Raw genomic sequence first — 17111 nt, forward strand, 5'->3', positions numbered from 1 at the left:
AAAAGTTCAAAATTTAGTTATGCCTTATTTATTTACCTCTGAGAGTGTATCTGAAGGACATCCGGACAAGGTAGCGGACCAGATATCCGATGCGTTGATTGATAATTTTTTAGCGTTTGATCCGCAGAGTAAAGTGGCTTGTGAGACTTTGGTTACGACTGGTCAGGTTGTATTGGCTGGTGAAGTGAAGTCTAAAGCTTATTTGGATGTACAGGAGATTGCGCGTGGTGTGATTCGCAAGATTGGCTATACCAAGAGCGAGTATATGTTCGAAGCGAACAGTTGTGGTATTTTATCAGCGATTCACGAGCAGAGTGCAGACATCAACCAGGGGGTAGATAAGAAGAAGAAAGAAGAGCAGGGAGCAGGTGACCAGGGTATGATGTTCGGTTATGCAAGTAACGAGACTGAGAATTATATGCCTTTGGCCTTGGATTTAGCCCATAAGATCCTGATTGAACTGGCTGCATTAAGAAGAGAGAACAAAGCCATCAAATACCTGAGACCTGATGCGAAGAGCCAGGTGACTTTGGAATACAACGACAACAATCAACCCGTAAGAATCGATGCGATTGTGGTATCTACCCAGCACGATGAATTTGATACGGAAGCGAAGATGTTGGCCAAGATCAAGAAGGACATCATCGAGATTTTGATTCCAAGAGTAAAAGCGAAGTACAAGAAGTACGCGAAATTATTTAACAAAGACATCAAGTACCATATTAACCCAACCGGTAAGTTTGTAATTGGTGGTCCACACGGAGACACAGGGTTAACCGGCCGTAAGATCATCGTTGATACTTATGGTGGTAAAGGAGCACACGGTGGTGGAGCTTTCAGCGGTAAAGACCCCAGTAAGGTGGACCGTTCTGCTGCCTATGCTACCCGTCATATTGCGAAGAACCTGGTTGCTGCGGGTGTAGCCGATGAGATCTTAGTACAGGTTTCTTATGCGATTGGAGTGGCACAGCCTACATCCATCAACGTAAACACTTTTGGTACGGCCAAAGTAAACCTGACCGATGGCCAGATTGCGAAGATTGTAGAGGGCTTATTCGATATGCGTCCTTACTTTATTGAGCAGCGCCTGAAGCTGAGAAGCCCTATTTACAGCGAAACCGCTGCTTATGGTCATATGGGCCGCCAGCCGGAAGTAGTTACCAAGACTTTTGTATCTCCTGACGGAAAGGAAAAGAAAGTAAAAGTGGAGCTATTTACCTGGGAAAAACTGGATTATGTAGCCAAAGTGAAGAAGGCGTTTGGGTGAAATAAGTTTTTTAATTTCACACAATAAACAACGGCCGACCATTTTTATGGTTGGCTTTTTAGTAATGTTTTTTTATGCCCATTAACTATTCTATATTTGTAATCCCCTTAGAACTTACTTTATTTCCACAATATGACTGATTTAATGCTCGAAGCATCCGATGAAATTTCTTTTAAAGATCTTGTTTTAAAAATTCAAGAATGGTTCAAATATTTATTGACTAAATGGACTCTTATTGGATTTTTAGGATTATTGGGAGGGGGTGCTGGTTTTTTTTATGCCCATTATCAAAAACCCAAATATAATGCAAAAATCACTTTTGTATTAGAAGAAAACAAAAACACTTCAGGTAGTTTAGGTGGACTTGCTTCGTTGGCTGGTCAATTTGGCGTGGATATTGGAGCTACTTCAGGTGGAGGATTACTATCTGGGGATAATATTTTGTTATATTTCAAAAGTCCTTCCTTAGCCAGAGAAGTACTGATGTCTAGATACAAAAATGATTCTAATGAATCCATAGCGGATCAATATGCTTTAGTATATGGGCTTACAGAAAAATGGAAGAAAAATAAAAAAATAGGAATAGTTAATTTTCCTATTTCAGAATTAAATAAACCATACTCGCGACAGCAAGATAGTTTATTACAATCAATTATCAGTTCGATTAATGCAAAACAATTTGCTGTTTCGAGAGTGGATAAAAAAGCTGGATTCATTGATGTAAGTTGTTCTATGGAAAGTGAGCCACTCGCCAAGGTATATTGTGAGCGGATTGTTCAAAGAGTGGTTGAACGATATATTTCCATTAAAACACAAAGACAAAATGCCACTGTAGAAAAACTTCAATTTAGGGTAGATAGTATAGCTGGTTTATTAAAACAAAAAACAGTTTCAAGTGCTTCTTTACAAAATACTTCTAGTACAATGGATATTAATCCATTATATCGCACAGGTACTTCAGTAGCCGTTGAAACTACGCTAAGGGATAAAACACTATTGTCTACCATTTTTGCCAGCGTAACACAAAACTTAGAAATGGCAAAGTTCACTTTGAGTCAAGAAACGCCCGTAATCCAAATTGTGGATACACCAATTTTACCTCTTAAGGTAGAAAAGCTTTCTAGATTAAAATCTGCATTAATTGGTGCTCTCATATTTGGGTTTATAGTTGTTATTGGTTTAGTAATTCGCCGATTGTATGCTTCAGTGATGGCTTAATCATTTTAGGGCATACTATTTTTGCGTTTTTTTTTGAAATATAATAAAATTGAGTAATTTTAGTACTCAATTTTGTATCAGTAGTCAAATTTTGTGACTCACTGTGCTTTAGCATTTATAGAACCCTCCTCCCCACTTATTTTGATTAATCAACTTTTCACTGGAAAAATTCGATTGAAATTACTTTCACGCATTCTTTTAAATCCCGAAACTCAAGTTTATTTGCGTCAATTAGAAAAAGAATTCAATGTTAGCAGTAATACAGTTCGAATTGAGTTGAATAAGCTTACAGAAATGAAACTTATTGAGGAGGTATTTGGTGAGAAAATTAAAGTTAAGAAATACAAGGCTAATTTATTACATCCCTTGTATCACAGCTTACGAAATATTATATATCAATATTTGGGTATTGACCACCTCATTGAAGACATTTTCAATAAACTTGGGAGTTTACAGGAAGTTTATATAACAGGGGATATTGCAGAAGGGAAAAATTCTTTATTCATTGATTTAATTGTAGTAGGTGAGATAGATAAATTGTATTACAACCGATTGGTTGAAAAAGCAGAATTAATTTTAAATAAGAAAATACGAACCGGATTCTATTTGCCATCAACGTTTTCAACCCAGATTTTAAGAGAAGTAACATGTGTTTGTATTTTTACGTCCGATAATAATAGTCTAAATAATTTAATTGATGATTAGTTTGGTCCAGACCAGCAATAGTTGTATGATAATAATGATAAATACGTAAATAATTGAAAATGGTTTCTATTTTGTATTGTATATTTAAATTAAATCTTCAAAAATTAATCAAAAGTTAGGTTATTCGTGCGCACTTTGGTGCGTATAAATTCATAAGTTTAAGAAATCAAAAACATCCATAATAATTGGTTGTCTCAACCCAAAGAGGATACATATTATATTTTAACTCTGTAAATAAATTGCTTAAATGAACATAGAAAATAAAACGGTATTAATAACTGGGGGTACAGGGTCTTTAGGAAAAGCCTTGACTACTCATATTCTTCACCGCCATTCGAATATTAAAAAGTTAATCATCTTATCTAGAGATGAACAAAAACAATTTCAAATGGCTCAGGAATTTCCTGAGAATCAATTTCCTCAAATTCGGTTTTTCTTAGGGGATGTTAGAGATGAGAAAAGATTAATAAGGGCCTTCCAAGGAGTCGATATTGTAATTCATGCTGCTGCTATGAAGCACGTTCATTTATCTGAGTATAATCCAGATGAATGTATTAAAACAAATATTGGTGGAGCACAAAATGTAATTCATGCGGCGTTGCAAACCAGTGTGTCAAATGTGGTTGCTTTATCAACTGATAAGGCTTGTGCACCTATAAATTTGTATGGAGCTACCAAATTAACTTCAGATAAACTATTTGTAGCGGCTAATAACATTAAGGGAAATAAACTCATTAAGTTTTCCGTTGTTCGTTATGGTAATGTAATGGGTTCCAATGGGTCTGTTATTCCTTTTTTATTAAGAAAAAGATGGAAGGGAAATTACCAATAACAGATCCTCTTATGACTCGTTTTAATATTTCCCTGCAAGGAGGAGTTGATATGGTAATGCATGCTATTGAAAATGCATGGGGGGGTGAAATATTTATCCCTAAAATCCCATCTTATAGAATTACGGATGTAGCTACTGCGGTAGCACCAGATTGTGAACAAGTTGTCATTGGTATTCGACCTGGTGAGAAAATTCACGAAGAAATGATAACCTCTTCGGATTCCTATCACACCTATGATTTAGGGAAATATTACACTATTTTGCCATCTATTCCGAATTTCAATATAAATGACTACGTTAAGTCATTTGGAGCAAAGAAGGTTCCAGAGGGCTTCAATTATAATTCTGGAACGAATACTGAATGGGAAACAATTGAGTCATTGAGAGTACTTATTAAAAAACATGTCGATTCTAATTTTGAATAACTAATCACTATGATTCCATACGGTAAACAGACTATAGAACAAATTGATGTTGATACAGTAATTTCGGCATTACAATCTGACTATCTTACTCAAGGTCCGAAAATAAAGGAGTTTGAAGAAAAATTCGCTGAGTATGTCGGTAGTAAGTATGCTGTTGCAGTATCTAATGGTACAGCTGCCTTACATCTATGTACTTTAGCTTTAGGAGTAAAAGAAGGTGATAAAGTAATTACAACACCAATAACATTTGCGGCATCGGCAAATTGTATTCGCTATTGTGGTGGAGAAGTTGTTTTTTCAGATATTAATCCCTCTACTCTTCTCTTAGATATCGAAAAAGTTAGAATATTATTAGAGAACTCACCCAAAGGGTCCTATAAGGGGATAATTCCAGTTGACTTTGGAGGTAGAGTCGTTGACTTGCAACCATTTAGAAAATTAGCTGATGAATTCAATTTGTGGATTATTGAAGATGCGTGTCATGCCCCAGGAGGTTATTCTGTAGATGAAAGTAATAATAAGATAGCAAGTGGAAGTTGTAAATATTCAGAATTGGCCATATTTTCTTTTCATCCTGTAAAGCATTTCACTAGTGGAGAAGGCGGAATGATAACTACAAATCATTTTGATTTATATCAAAATTTATTGAAACTTCGTTCACATGGCATCACAAAGAATGAGGATGAGTTTTCAAACTCCATTGAATTTGCTTGTGGTCAGACTTCAACTAGTAATAATTATCCAGCTTGGTATATGGAAATGCAAACTTTGGGTTTCAATTATAGATTAACTGATTTTCAAGCTGCTTTAGGATTAAGTCAATTGGAAAGAGCTAACATATGGATTCAAAGAAGAAGGGAAATTGCCCTTTATTATTCTAATTCTTTCAAAGATTTACCATTTATAAGAGGACAATCTGGCACAATAGAAGGTCATGCGTATCATCTATACATTATTGAAGTTGAGGATCGATTGGGCTTATATAATTATTTAAGAGAAAATGGAATTTTAGCTCAAATTCACTACATACCTTGTCATTTAATGCCTTATTACAAACAGTTTGGTTGGAAAGAGGGTGACATGCCAATATCCGAGAATTATTATAAACATTGTATTAGCTTACCAATTTTCCCTAGCTTAACAAATGACGAGCAAACTTTTATAATTAACTGTGTAAAAAAATATTATGGAAAGTGAGCAAAAAAATGCCTTTTTAAAATATGAAGCTGACAAATGGTTTTTGAGGAATAGTCAAGCTATTAAAAATTATAACTCATCAAAAGATGAAGTAATTAATATCATTAAAGAATATAATCTTGAAGTTAATTCGGTATTGGAGTTGGGATCTTCAGCTGGGTATAGGTTAAATGCAATCAAGAGCCTATTTCCAACTAAAAATTTAACAGGACTTGAACCATCAAAATTAGCAATCGAATATGGACAAGAGAATTATCCAAGTATTCATTTCGTCCATGGAACTGCAGATAATTTAAGTTGCCTTAATGATAATTCATATGATTTAGTTATTGTTGGGTTTATTCTTTACGTTATTGATCGAAATCTTTTGTTAAAAGTTATTTCTGAAATAGATAGAGTATTGAAGGATGGAGGTGTTGTTATTCTCGTCGATTTTTTTTCTGAAAAACCGGTCAAAAATAGTTACGAGCATATACACGATTTACAAGCCTTTTCTTTTAAACAAAATTACGATGAAATATTTACATCATCGAAATTGTATTATTTATTAGACAAATCATCCTTTAGTCATGATAATAAAATTAAAGATGTAAGTAGTGATTACCATAACAAGTACAGTATTTCTGTTTTGAAAAAAGATCTTACTGCAAGTTATAAATAAATGAAGCTGATTTTAGGAACAGCCCAAATGGGTTTAAATTACGGAGTTAATAATCGAGTTGGTAAAATTTCAAACGATGAAAGTTGTAAAATTTTAATCAAGGCAGATTCTCTTGGTATTACAATACTCGATACTGCTGAGGCTTATGGCGATGCCCATCAAGTAATTGGATTATTTCATCGAAAACATCCCAATTGCAGGTTTAAAATAATTACCAAGATGCCTCATAGTATTGAATATAATTCGGTTCAATCGAGAGTTGAAAGTTATTTAGCATGCATTGGAGTGGATGCTCTAGAAGTATTAATGTTTCATTCGTTCGAATCATTTCTTAATAATCCCAGAGTGCTTGAAGTGTTAATTGACATGAAATCAAAAGGCTATATTAAGAACATAGGGGTTTCTGTATATACAAATGATCATTTAGAATATTTATTGAATGAAGATGAAATATCTGTAATTCAATTACCATTTAATTTACTTGATAATTTGAGTATCAGGGGAAGCTTAATGGAGCAATTAAAAGCAAAAGGGAAAACAATTCATTCAAGATCTGCTTTTTTGCAGGGTTTATTTTTTAAAAATACTATAGAGGAAAACAAAATAGTTTACAAGCTTCATAAGCATTTGGATTATTTGTTACAAATATCTAATCAGTTAAGTTGTTCGATTGAGGAGTTGGCATTAAGTTATTGTATACAACAACCGAGTATAGATCATGTCATTATTGGGGTCGATTCAGTTAATCAATTGGAAGCAAATTTCAAGGCATCTACTTATATCTTGAAGCAAGACATAAAGCAAATAATTGATAATATTAAAGTTCAAGATCGAAATTTACTTAATCCATCATTATGGTATTAAAAACGGTTTTAGTTACACAGGCTAGAATAGGCAGTACTCGGTTACCTTGTAAAGTGCTCAAAAAAATTGGTGATAAGGAACTACTGCAAATACATTTGGACCGATTGCGAAAATGTAAAAATGTTTCTGAAATTGTAGTCGCAACTACGATGAATGAGGAAGATGATATCATATATAATAAAGCCATTGAATGGGGTTTTATCGCATTCAGAGGGTCAGAAGCTGATGTCTTGGATAGGTTTTATCATTCTGTCAAAGAAAAAAATGCTGATTGGATAGTTAGAGTAACTGCGGACTGTCCACTAATAGATTCAATTTTGGTTGATCAGGTAATTGAATTTGTTCAAAAAAGTAATAATGATTATGGTTCAAATGTTTTAATTGAAAACTTCCCAGACGGACAGGATGTTGAAGTTTTTAGATTTTCAGCCTTAGAAGCAGCTTGGTTAAATGCCAAATTATTATCAGAACGCGAACATGTTACTCCATACATCAGGAATAACTCGAATTTTACTGGTGGAAATCTGTTTAAAGCCATTAATTACCCATGCGATGTAGATTATTCAAAAATAAGAATGACTGTAGATGAGGAAAGTGATTTTTTATTAATAGAAAGACTTATTAATGACTTAGGTGTTGAGAAAACTTGGTTAGAGTATACAAATTATATTTTGGAAAATAATTTAAATCTAATAAACTCTTTCATTATTAGAAATGAGGGTCTTTTAAAATCTATAAAAAACGATAAATGATGGGCAAAGGACAAGAATTATATATGAAAGCAAAAACGCTAATTCCAGGTGGAACAATGCTTTTGTCAAAAAGACCGGAAATGTTCTTGCCGGACCAATGGCCGTCATACTTCTCCAGAGCAAAGGGCTGCTCGGTATGGGACCTAGATGGTAACGAGCTTATAGATATGTCAATTATGGGTATTGGAACTAATACCCTGGGTTATGGAAATGAAGAGGTAGATGCAGCTGTTTTGGAAACTATAAGGAAAGGCAACATGAGCACATTAAATTGTCCAGAGGAGGTTTATCTAGCTGAAAAATTAATTGAAATTAATCCGTGGGCTGACATGGTTCGATTTGCTAGAAGCGGAGGGGAAGCAAATTCAATTGCGATAAGAATAGCAAGGGCAGCTTCTGGTAGAGATAAAGTAGCAATTTGTGGTTATCATGGGTGGCATGATTGGTATTTATCGGCAAACCACAATGGAGGAGATGAGTTGTCAGGTCATTTATTAGTAGGTTTAAGTCCTAAAGGAGTTCCTAAAAATTTAAAGGATACAGTTTATCCATTCAATTATAATAATTTTGAAGAGTTACTATCTATAGTTGATAGTAATGATATTGGGGTTATAAAAATGGAAGTGGTAAGAAATTTTGGTCCAGAGAACAATTTTTTGCATAAAGTAAGGCAATTAGCAACAGAGCGAAATATTGTACTTGTTTTTGATGAATGTACTTCTGGTTTTCGAGAAACATTTGGGGGTATTTACAAAAAATATGGTGTAGAACCAGACATGGCTATGTTTGGAAAAACCATTGGTAATGGGTATGCTTTAACAGCTGTTGTGGGTAAAAAATCGATTATGGAGGCTGCTCAAAATACCTTTATTAGTAGTACTTTTTGGACCGAAAGAATAGGTCCCTCAGCTGCTTTAGCAACGTTAAGAATTATGGAAGAAATTAAATCATGGGAAATAATTACTGCCATTGGGAATCGAATGAGAAAAGGTTGGCAACAATTAGCGGATGAACACGATTTAAAGATTACTATTTCAGGGATTCCGTCATTAAGTACTTATAGTTTTAATAGTAGCAAGGCATTAGAATACAAAACATTTATATCTCAAGAAATGTTGACTAAAGGATTTTTGGCTAGTACTAGTTTTTATGCGTCAACAGCACATAATGACGATAATTTGAAATTATATTTTGAAGCATTAAATGATGTATATAAAGTAATTTCAGACTGTGAAAAAGGAAATGCAAGGATAGAAAATTTGTTGAAAGGGCCTGTGTGTCATGCGGGATTCAAGCGGTTAAATTAAAATATGAATTCATATTCTGCTTTAAATAAACAAATTTTTATAGATGGGATTCATAGTATAGTACCTATTCGCAATGAGGATAGGTTTGATATTATGAAATGGCGAAATGAACAAATTTATCATTTGCGTCAGAGTGTACCACTTACAGTAGATGATCAAGAATATTATTTTTCGAATGTAATAAAAAGTCTTTTTGCACAAGAAAAACCCAATCAGATTTTATTTTCATTTTTAGAAAATGAAAAATGTATTGGTTATGGTGGGTTAGTTCATATTAATTGGATTGACAAAAACGCAGAAGTGTCTTTCGTAATGAAGACAGAACTTGAGAGTGAAAAATTTGAATATAACTGGATAAAATTCCTGGGCTTATTGGAACAAGTTGCTTTTGCGGAATTAAGTCTACATAAGATATACACTTATGCATTTGATATTAGACCATTATTATATAAAGCATTAGAATTTTTGAATTTTAAAAAGGAGGCTGTTCTAATTGAACATTGTTTATATAGTGAAAAATTTATTGATGTAGTTATTCATTCCAAAATAAATAAAAGATGAATAATCTTTATTTGAGAGATGCGGATTTTAATGATTTAAAATTATTATATAAATGGGTTAATGACGATGATGTTAGGTATAATTCATTAAATCAAGCAATTATTACCTGGGAAAATCATAAAAAATGGTTTGAATCAAAGATAAACAACATAAGCTCTAAAATATATATATTAACCGATGGCGATAATAATTTTGGTCAAATACGAATAGATAGAGAGTTGAATTTTTGGGTCATTGATTATTCAATAGAGAGTAAAAATAGAGGTAAGGGTTACGGCTTTTTAATTTTAGAATTGTTGATAGATAAGCATAAAAATTTTAATTTCAAAGCTTTTGTGAGGAAAGAAAATTTGTCATCAATTCGTATATTTTTAAAGTTAGGATTTAAAAAAATTGTAGGTCCATTAGACGACATAATATATTTTGAAAAATAACAATAGTGAAAAAAAATTTTATTATACTCTCTGAAAAAAAATGGCATAAAGAGTTATTTTATCGATTACAAAGGGAATTTATAAATTGTAATTGGGTATTAATAGATGAAAAATCAAACTTCAAATTTTCCGAATTAGATAATATCAAACCAGATAAAATATTTATTCCACATTGGTCATATATAATACCTGATGAAATATTTAATAATTTCGAATGTATTGTTTTTCATATGACCGATTTGCCATTTGGAAGAGGAGGTAGTCCTCTACAAAATTTAATCGTAAGGGGTTTTAAATCTACAAAAATATCTGCAATTAAAGTACAGTCAGGTATTGATTCAGGTGATGTATATTTGAAAAGAGATTTAAATTTAGAAGGTTCTGCGAAAGAGATATTTGAAAAATCGGCATCAATCATAGAAGATATGATTAGAGAAATTGTCCTTACCAATTGTACACCCTCCCCTCAAATAGGCCATGTAGTAGAATTTAAAAGACGAAGGCCGGAGGATAGTGACATTGCAAATCTATCGGAATTAGATAAAATATATGACTACATTAGAATGTTAGATTGCGAAGGGTATCCTAATGCGTTTATTGAATTTTCTAATCTACGATTCGAGTTTACAGATGCAATTTTTGATACTAATAATAATTTTATAACTGCAAATGTTAGAATTTCTAAGAAATAAGAGAATAATGATTGTTGTGGCTCATCCTGATGATGAATTATTAGGTTTGGGAGCTACCCTTCATAAATTAATTAATGAATACAATGTTAAAACGCATGTTGTTATTTTAGGAGAAGGGATAACCTCTAGGTCACCAAAAAGAGATGTTAAGACTTGGGAAAAGGAGCTCAAAATTCATCGTGAAAATATTAATAAAGCACAATCATCTATTGGTTATCATAGTTCAAGTATTTATGATTTCCCGGATAATCGTTTTGATTCAATTGCTTTATTAGATATAATAAAAGTTATTGAAAGTGAAAAAGAAAAATTTTTACCAGATGTAATATTTACACATCACGGAGGTGATGTTAATATCGATCATCAGAGAACCTTTGAAGCTGTAGTCACTTCTTGCAGACCTATGGTAGAAGAGAACGTTAAAACAATTATAACATTTGAAACTCCTTCTGGTACAGAGTGGAGGTCACCTACTGATCCAAGACATTTTTTACCTAATATTTTTGTCTCTGTATCAGAAAATGATTTAGATGCTAAAATCAAAGGGATGGAGAGCTATGAATATGAACGACGGGAGTATCCTCATCCTCGTTCACCTAGAGCCCTTAAAATTCAAGCGGAAAGATGGGGAGTATCAGTTGGAGTAGATTTTGCAGAAGCTTTTTGTTTAATTAGGTCAATAAATTAATTTATCCTTTATATGACAATAGATAATATAGAAATTAGTGATAATTCCTCAGTTTTTATAATAGCTGAACTATCTGCTAATCATAATGGCAGCTTAGAAACAGCCATTGATACGATAAAAGCAGCCAAAAGAGCTGGAGCCAATTGTATTAAGTTGCAAACTTATACCGCTGATACCATGACAATTGATTGTGATAATGATGATTTCATTATTAAAGGTACAATTTGGGATGGTCAAAATTTACACAAATTATATCAGGAAGCATATACACCATGGGAATGGCATGAAGAGTTAATGAAAGCAGCTAAGACGGAAGGCATAGTTTGTTTCTCTACTCCTTTTGATAAGACTGCGGTTGACTTTTTAGAAAAATTAGACGTACCTGCTTATAAAATTGCATCTTTTGAAATTACAGATATTCCATTGATTGAATATGTAGCATCCAAAGGAAAACCAATCATTATATCTACAGGAATTGCTGAATTGGAAGATATAGAATTAGCCTTAGACGCTTGTAGAAGGATGGGAAACAATGACATCGCTTTGTTAAAGTGTACTTCAAGTTATCCTGCGCCCATTAATGAGGCAAATATGGTTATGGTAAAAGATTTAGCAGAACGATTTAATGTAATTAGTGGTTTGTCAGACCATACCATGGGAGTAACTGTTCCTGTTGTAGCTACTTGTTTTGGTGCTAAAATAATTGAAAAGCATTTCATTTTGGACAGATCAATTGGTGGTCCGGATGCTTCATTTTCTATGAATGAAGAAGAGTTCACAGCTATGGTTAAAGCGGTTCGTGAAGCTGAAAATGCTATAGGGGTAATTGATTATACTTTGACAGAAAAACAACTAAAAGGGAAAGATTTTTCAAGATCTTTATATGTGGTTGAAGATATGAATGCTGGTGATATTGTTACTGAAAAAAATGTGCGTTCGATTAGACCTGGATTTGGGTTGCACCCTAAACATTATAACGAAATATTAGGTAAAAAAGTTTTGGAAAATATCAAAAAGGGTACCAGGTTAGATCAAAACTCAATTAGTTAATGAAGCCAAAAATTCTTTTTTTTGCAAGGGATTATCAATCTTTTTTTTTCCCGTTATTAAAATCTGATAAATACGACTCAATTTATATTGTAAAAACTATTCAAGAGAAGAAGAATGTTTTAAAGAATGGAGGCGATAATGTTTTTTGTTTTGAGGAAGAATTCGAATACTTGAACACCAACTTTTTATTAGAATCTTATTTAGAATATTCCTATGGCTGTGATAGGTTTTATAAAGGATTAAGCTTATTAGAACGTGAACAAATTTTAAAAAAAGAAATTTCATTTGTCCGAAGTATATTAGAACGTTTTGAGCCTAAATATATAATTAATGAGACTGTAGCAATTGAACTAGCAGAGGTATTAGCGATTGAAGCAAAAAAACTAAATATTAAATATTTGTCGTGGATGAGTTTTCCCAAAAAAAACACATTTTATTGGCAAGAAAATCCATTTCATAACTCACTAAAGAAAAGTCTAGATAAAATAATTCCAACAGAAAAGGAACTGAGTGAAGCTCAATTGTTTATTGATGGAATCAAAGATGGTTTAATTAAACCATTTTATGTTGAAAAAACAAGCAAAAGAACTTCAATATTTAAATTATTTCAATTAGTAAAATCCTTATTGCTTGAAATGATTATTTTTATCACAAACTCAAAATTAAAACGAAAAGTTATTTTAGGTGGTTCGTTGAGTCTTAAGTTCAGAGATTTAAAGTTATTCGCTAATTCACTTTTTTATAGTCACTTTTATGATAATATCGATGATTTTAATGATAAGGAATTAATATTCTATCCGCTTCATTTTGAACCCGAAGCTTTATTATTTTACATGGCTTATTTTTTTGACAATCAGGTCACTGTAATTGAAAATGCATTAAAATGTTTAAATCAAAATCAATTTCTCGTTGTCAAAGAACATCCACAGCAATTAGGGATGTTATTGGAAAAAAGATTTAGGAAAATTAAGCAGAGGTATCCAAATTTGCTGTTTATTAGAGGTGAAGAAAAAACAGTTCAAGTAATTAATAAGTGCACTGTGGTGATTACCTTAGGAAGTACCGCTGGGTTTGAAGCAATTGCTTTAGGAAAAAAAGTAATTAATTTAGGACGTATTTTTTATGATTCCTTTGAAGGCGTAAATAATTGTAAATCTTTTGAAGAAGTATACGATTTATTTCGAGGAAATAAGTTGTTTAATAAACAGGAAAATTTCGAAATATTTGTTGCAAAAATGCTACAGTATGTAAACAAGGGCAATCCTTTTCCTCATTCTGATTTGTATTCTGATTCGAATATAGAATTGGTTAGAAAAGCTATCGAAAATGAGCTTATTAAATAAAATAGTCGGACGTTTCACAAACTATTTTGAGAAATTGTGGCTTTTCTATATTAGATTTTCGCTTGGGAAAAAATTGGAATTGGGGGCATTATCAAAGGTGAGGCAATCATCAAGGATTCAGAGTTTTGGAACTGGAACAATCAAAATCGGCTCATATTTTTACATCGGATATAACTCTGAATTGTATGTATGGAATAAGCATCTAATTATTGGGAACAATACCTCCATTAATGATAATTGTAAAATTTACGGTGAAGTATCCATAGGTTCAAACTGCTTGTTTGCATCCAATATTTTTGTTTCCTCAGGTTCGCATACATATGATCATTCTCCGTTTTTACCAATCAAAGCGCAGGATAAGTTAGTCGGTTTAAATTCTCAAGTGATTATTGAAGATGATTGCTGGATAGGACATGGAGTAGTCATTATGCCAGGTGTGTATATAGGAAAAGGTTCAATTATTGGCTCCAATTCAGTTGTTACAAAGAATATTTATCCCTATACCATCTGTGCAGGAGCACCCTCAAAAGAAATAGGAAAACGTATCGATTTTTCAAATTCATTCATCGGATTAAGCAGCAGCGTACCAGAACATTGGCCATTTTTTTATAGGGGAATTGACTATCGCCAGTTTGAATTAGCAGAAACATTGCCTGATGGTATTGCAGTAGTGAACGACGTTTCAGTGTATCTTCTCGCAAGGGAATTTTGTAATGGTGTTACAATATCAGGAATAGCCAATGTATCATTGCAGTTCGAAGTATATGTGAATAATCTTAAATCTGAGATAATAAGTGTTAATAAGGGAGAATTCAACATTGAGGTGTACACTATCCTTTCACATAAGCATATTCTTGATGAATTCATAAACCTTCCAGCTAATATAAAAAGTAACTTTAATGTAGTTATAATCAAAACTTTGGAGGTTAATCAATCAAATGCAGAATTATTCAAAGTTAGTTCAATTATTCTGATATGACATTTTTGGACTTAATTTTCAATCCTAAATCAAAGTTTATAGTAATAACCTTTCTTGTTAGTGTAATTGGCTTTTTTAAAAGCTTTATTATCTTAAAAATTTTTGATCTTGAAGCGTTAGGGTTGGTTACTTTATCACAGACAATCGTCACTTCAATATCATTATTGCAACTTGGTGTAGTTACAGGAGGATACAGACTGTTTTCATATAAGAAAGAGTTCGTACTTAATGGCGTTAATTCTGCAGTTTTAGTGTTTTTTATACTGCTGAGTATTTTACTGATAATAGGAGGTTTTTTTGTAAAGCTTTTATTAAAACCAGGAATAGACACGTTGGTTATTCTTTTTTTTATAGTGATTGGAATTATTTCTCTTTATGCAAATTGGGTAACCTGTAAATTATTAGGGATAAAGAACATTGCCTTATTAAATAAGGCTCAACTTGCATCTGCGATTGTATCGTTTATTGTTACTGGGTTTGCATTTTATTTTGGTCTTTTGGCAGTTTTTTTAGGTATTATTCTTCAGCCTATAATTTTAATACTTGTTATATATATTGCTGTTCCATCTTTACGACCAGTATATAATTTAAAAAGTTTCAAAAAAATTATTTTGAAAGTCATTGCACTTGGATTCATCCCATACCTTACTACGGCCTTGAATTATCTAAATACCCAATTAGGGAGATGGGTTATTACAATTAGTTTAGGGACGATTTTTCTGGGTAAAACCTTTTTGGTGACACTATTCATATCATTGGTAAGTGTATTTCCAGTAGCTGTAAGTAACCTCTTTTTTCCTTCTATAATTGAGAAATTTGAAATGAATTTGAAAGAAGAAGTGATCTTATCGTTGAAACGTCAATTTCTATTATTGTTTATTTATTTTTTAGGAGTAACTTTATTTACATTACTTCTAGCGAAGGTGCTAGTTTCCTATTTTTTCCCAAAGCATCTTGATTCAGTATATCTTATTTATGCAATAATTCCTTGTGTTATACTTCTGAATCTAAGTAGTCCTGCCATTATATTTTTTAATGCAGCAAAGAAATTTAAACAGATTCTCGTTGGAAGTATCGTTTCGGTACTTTCTTATATTATTCTTTTGATGTTGTATATTGCTTTCTTTAGAACCAAAATTGTTGGATTTTTAGTAATTGAAAGCATTGCAGCCTCTTTTTTTTTCTATACAATAGCTATTATTTTTTTTACTTCTTAAAAACTTATAGACATGCTAACCAGAATATTTAAAAAAGCAGGTTTCGTTATCCAGCGTAATTTTTACAATGTTCAAATAAGAAATTTATTGTCTGGGATTGTCAAAATTTTTCTTCCTATTGGAAGTCGAAACGAAGGAATCGAGTATCTCAATATTAATCGAACCGAAAATGAAATAGCCGATGACCTCAAACAATATGGATTCTCTAATCTTGGACTAGTCATTTCTAACGATAAAATCACTTCAATATTTGAAAAGCTCAGTAAGTTAAAAAGCTATGATACGAATAGGTCAGGTCATCCAATTGTAGATTTAAATAACCCAGACGATGAAACTCAGCTAGCACATTATACCCGAACAGACTTGTCAAATTTTGAAGAGGTTCTGATGATTGCAAATGATTCAAAGATTTTGAATGTTGTTACGAGTTATTTTGGAGCTAAACCAACCATATCTAATATAAATTGTTGGTGGTCGTTTAGTGGCAGACAGTCTGCCAAGGAAGCTCAGTTCTTTCATCGAGATATGGATGACTATAAGTTTTTGAAAATGTTTATCTATTTAACAGATGTTACGGAAGACAGTGGGCCGCATATCTATGTAAAAGGATCGCATAAGTCTAACAAACTTGCTCAGCTTAAGAGGTTTAGTGATCAGGAGGTAATAGATCAGTATGGGGATGAAGAGATATTGACACTTGTTTATCCGAAAGGTTATGGTTTTATTGAGGACACGTATGGCATACATAAGGGGCAACTACCTTCAAACGGCAGAAGATTATTACTTCAGATTCAGTATTCATACCTTCCATTATTTGTGGAAAAATACGAGCCTGTGAAAAGCAACAATGTTGAGAGAATGGGTTTAGATCCTTATATTAACAGACTTATAGTTCAACAGAAATAAGAACGCATTGAAT

17 protein-coding genes and 1 pseudogene are annotated in these 17111 nt (G+C 32.5%); all 18 read left to right on the forward strand.

Translation table 11 applies throughout. From position 1 onward, the window contains the following. Window positions 1-19: 19 nt before the first annotated feature. The 18 genes and pseudogenes from metK to F777_RS17190 all read left to right on the forward strand — a co-directional run bounded on the left by metK (window position 20) and on the right by F777_RS17190 (window position 17098). Window positions 20-1267, forward strand: coding sequence for a methionine adenosyltransferase (gene metK, locus F777_RS0105760; protein WP_026751208.1), 1248 nt, complete (start codon window positions 20-22; stop codon window positions 1265-1267). A gap of 132 nt (window positions 1268-1399) precedes the next feature. After that, a complete protein-coding gene (locus F777_RS0105765; protein WP_026751209.1) occupies window positions 1400-2485 on the forward strand; it encodes a hypothetical protein in 1086 nt (361 codons plus the stop codon). Window positions 2486-2578: 93 nt separating this feature from the next. Beyond that, on the forward strand, window positions 2579-3190 hold the full coding sequence (locus F777_RS15865) for a P-loop NTPase family protein (RefSeq protein WP_051408457.1): 612 nt from the start codon (window positions 2579-2581) through the stop codon (window positions 3188-3190). A gap of 247 nt (window positions 3191-3437) precedes the next feature. Further along, window positions 3438-4447, forward strand: a pseudogene (gene pseB / locus F777_RS15870) (UDP-N-acetylglucosamine 4,6-dehydratase (inverting)). Window positions 4448-4456: 9 nt separating this feature from the next. Then, window positions 4457-5644 carry a UDP-4-amino-4,6-dideoxy-N-acetyl-beta-L-altrosamine transaminase gene (gene pseC / locus F777_RS0105780; RefSeq protein ID WP_037369161.1) on the forward strand — a complete coding sequence of 396 codons (1188 nt, stop codon included), beginning with the start codon at window positions 4457-4459 and terminating at the stop codon, window positions 5642-5644. Next, window positions 5634-6305, forward strand: a complete 672-nt coding sequence (locus F777_RS0105785) for a class I SAM-dependent methyltransferase (RefSeq protein ID WP_026751211.1) — start codon at window positions 5634-5636, stop codon at window positions 6303-6305. Before pseC ends, F777_RS0105785 begins: the two co-directional genes overlap by 11 nt. Continuing rightward, a complete protein-coding gene (locus F777_RS0105790) occupies window positions 6306-7169 on the forward strand; it encodes an aldo/keto reductase (protein WP_026751212.1) in 864 nt (287 codons plus the stop codon). Next, window positions 7160-7921 carry a cytidylyltransferase domain-containing protein gene (locus F777_RS18155; protein ID WP_201767576.1) on the forward strand — a complete coding sequence of 254 codons (762 nt, stop codon included), beginning with the start codon at window positions 7160-7162 and terminating at the stop codon, window positions 7919-7921. Before F777_RS0105790 ends, F777_RS18155 begins: the two co-directional genes overlap by 10 nt. Continuing rightward, window positions 7918-9228, forward strand: a complete 1311-nt coding sequence (locus F777_RS18160; protein ID WP_201767577.1) for an aminotransferase class III-fold pyridoxal phosphate-dependent enzyme — start codon at window positions 7918-7920, stop codon at window positions 9226-9228. Before F777_RS18155 ends, F777_RS18160 begins: the two co-directional genes overlap by 4 nt. Before the next feature lie 3 nt (window positions 9229-9231). Further along, entirely contained in the window at window positions 9232-9789 is a 558-nt protein-coding gene (locus F777_RS0105800) for a GNAT family N-acetyltransferase (RefSeq protein WP_026751213.1), read from the forward strand. Beyond that, a complete protein-coding gene (locus tag F777_RS15880) occupies window positions 9786-10223 on the forward strand; it encodes a GNAT family N-acetyltransferase (protein ID WP_051408458.1) in 438 nt (145 codons plus the stop codon). The genes F777_RS0105800 and F777_RS15880 overlap by 4 nt, the downstream gene beginning before the upstream one ends. Window positions 10224-10228: 5 nt before the next feature. Then, on the forward strand, window positions 10229-10915 hold the full coding sequence (locus tag F777_RS0105810) for a formyl transferase (protein WP_051408459.1): 687 nt from the start codon (window positions 10229-10231) through the stop codon (window positions 10913-10915). Further along, window positions 10893-11603 (forward strand): PIG-L deacetylase family protein, encoded by a 711-nt coding sequence (locus tag F777_RS0105815; RefSeq protein ID WP_026751215.1) that lies wholly within the window; start codon window positions 10893-10895, stop codon window positions 11601-11603. Before F777_RS0105810 ends, F777_RS0105815 begins: the two co-directional genes overlap by 23 nt. A gap of 12 nt (window positions 11604-11615) precedes the next feature. Continuing rightward, on the forward strand, window positions 11616-12653 hold the full coding sequence (gene pseI / locus F777_RS0105820; RefSeq protein WP_026751216.1) for a pseudaminic acid synthase: 1038 nt from the start codon (window positions 11616-11618) through the stop codon (window positions 12651-12653). Further along, window positions 12653-13996: a capsular polysaccharide export protein, LipB/KpsS family gene (locus F777_RS0105825; protein ID WP_026751217.1), complete on the forward strand. Its 1344-nt coding sequence runs from the start codon at window positions 12653-12655 to the stop codon at window positions 13994-13996. The genes pseI and F777_RS0105825 overlap by 1 nt, the downstream gene beginning before the upstream one ends. Further along, window positions 13980-14975, forward strand: coding sequence for an acyltransferase (locus tag F777_RS17185; protein ID WP_051408460.1), 996 nt, complete (start codon window positions 13980-13982; stop codon window positions 14973-14975). Before F777_RS0105825 ends, F777_RS17185 begins: the two co-directional genes overlap by 17 nt. Then, window positions 14972-16192 (forward strand): polysaccharide biosynthesis protein, encoded by a 1221-nt coding sequence (locus F777_RS0105835; protein ID WP_026751218.1) that lies wholly within the window; start codon window positions 14972-14974, stop codon window positions 16190-16192. The genes F777_RS17185 and F777_RS0105835 overlap by 4 nt, the downstream gene beginning before the upstream one ends. Before the next feature lie 12 nt (window positions 16193-16204). Next, window positions 16205-17098, forward strand: coding sequence for a phytanoyl-CoA dioxygenase family protein (locus F777_RS17190; RefSeq protein ID WP_051408461.1), 894 nt, complete (start codon window positions 16205-16207; stop codon window positions 17096-17098). Window positions 17099-17111 lie beyond the last annotated feature (13 nt).

The sequence above is a fragment of the Sediminibacterium sp. C3 genome, from assembly GCF_000508085.1.
Classification (GTDB): Bacteria; Bacteroidota; Bacteroidia; order Chitinophagales; family Chitinophagaceae; genus Sediminibacterium.

What these genes read in the sequence shown, in the direction of transcription:
- metK (WP_026751208.1), top strand. Translation starts at nt 20, where the DNA reads ATGCCTTATTTATTTACCTCTGAGAGTGTATCTGAAGGACATCCGGAC.
- F777_RS0105765 (WP_026751209.1), top strand. Translation starts at nt 1,400, where the DNA reads ATGACTGATTTAATGCTCGAAGCATCCGATGAAATTTCTTTTAAAGAT.
- pseC (WP_037369161.1), top strand. Translation starts at nt 4,457, where the DNA reads ATGATTCCATACGGTAAACAGACTATAGAACAAATTGATGTTGATACA.
- F777_RS0105785 (WP_026751211.1), top strand. Translation starts at nt 5,634, where the DNA reads ATGGAAAGTGAGCAAAAAAATGCCTTTTTAAAATATGAAGCTGACAAA.
- F777_RS0105790 (WP_026751212.1), top strand. Translation starts at nt 6,306, where the DNA reads ATGAAGCTGATTTTAGGAACAGCCCAAATGGGTTTAAATTACGGAGTT.
- F777_RS18155 (WP_201767576.1), top strand. Translation starts at nt 7,160, where the DNA reads ATGGTATTAAAAACGGTTTTAGTTACACAGGCTAGAATAGGCAGTACT.
- F777_RS18160 (WP_201767577.1), top strand. Translation starts at nt 7,918, where the DNA reads ATGATGGGCAAAGGACAAGAATTATATATGAAAGCAAAAACGCTAATT.
- F777_RS0105800 (WP_026751213.1), top strand. Translation starts at nt 9,232, where the DNA reads ATGAATTCATATTCTGCTTTAAATAAACAAATTTTTATAGATGGGATT.
- F777_RS15880 (WP_051408458.1), top strand. Translation starts at nt 9,786, where the DNA reads ATGAATAATCTTTATTTGAGAGATGCGGATTTTAATGATTTAAAATTA.
- F777_RS0105815 (WP_026751215.1), top strand. Translation starts at nt 10,893, where the DNA reads ATGTTAGAATTTCTAAGAAATAAGAGAATAATGATTGTTGTGGCTCAT.
- pseI (WP_026751216.1), top strand. Translation starts at nt 11,616, where the DNA reads ATGACAATAGATAATATAGAAATTAGTGATAATTCCTCAGTTTTTATA.
- F777_RS0105825 (WP_026751217.1), top strand. Translation starts at nt 12,653, where the DNA reads ATGAAGCCAAAAATTCTTTTTTTTGCAAGGGATTATCAATCTTTTTTT.
- F777_RS17185 (WP_051408460.1), top strand. Translation starts at nt 13,980, where the DNA reads ATGAGCTTATTAAATAAAATAGTCGGACGTTTCACAAACTATTTTGAG.
- F777_RS0105835 (WP_026751218.1), top strand. Translation starts at nt 14,972, where the DNA reads ATGACATTTTTGGACTTAATTTTCAATCCTAAATCAAAGTTTATAGTA.
- F777_RS17190 (WP_051408461.1), top strand. Translation starts at nt 16,205, where the DNA reads ATGCTAACCAGAATATTTAAAAAAGCAGGTTTCGTTATCCAGCGTAAT.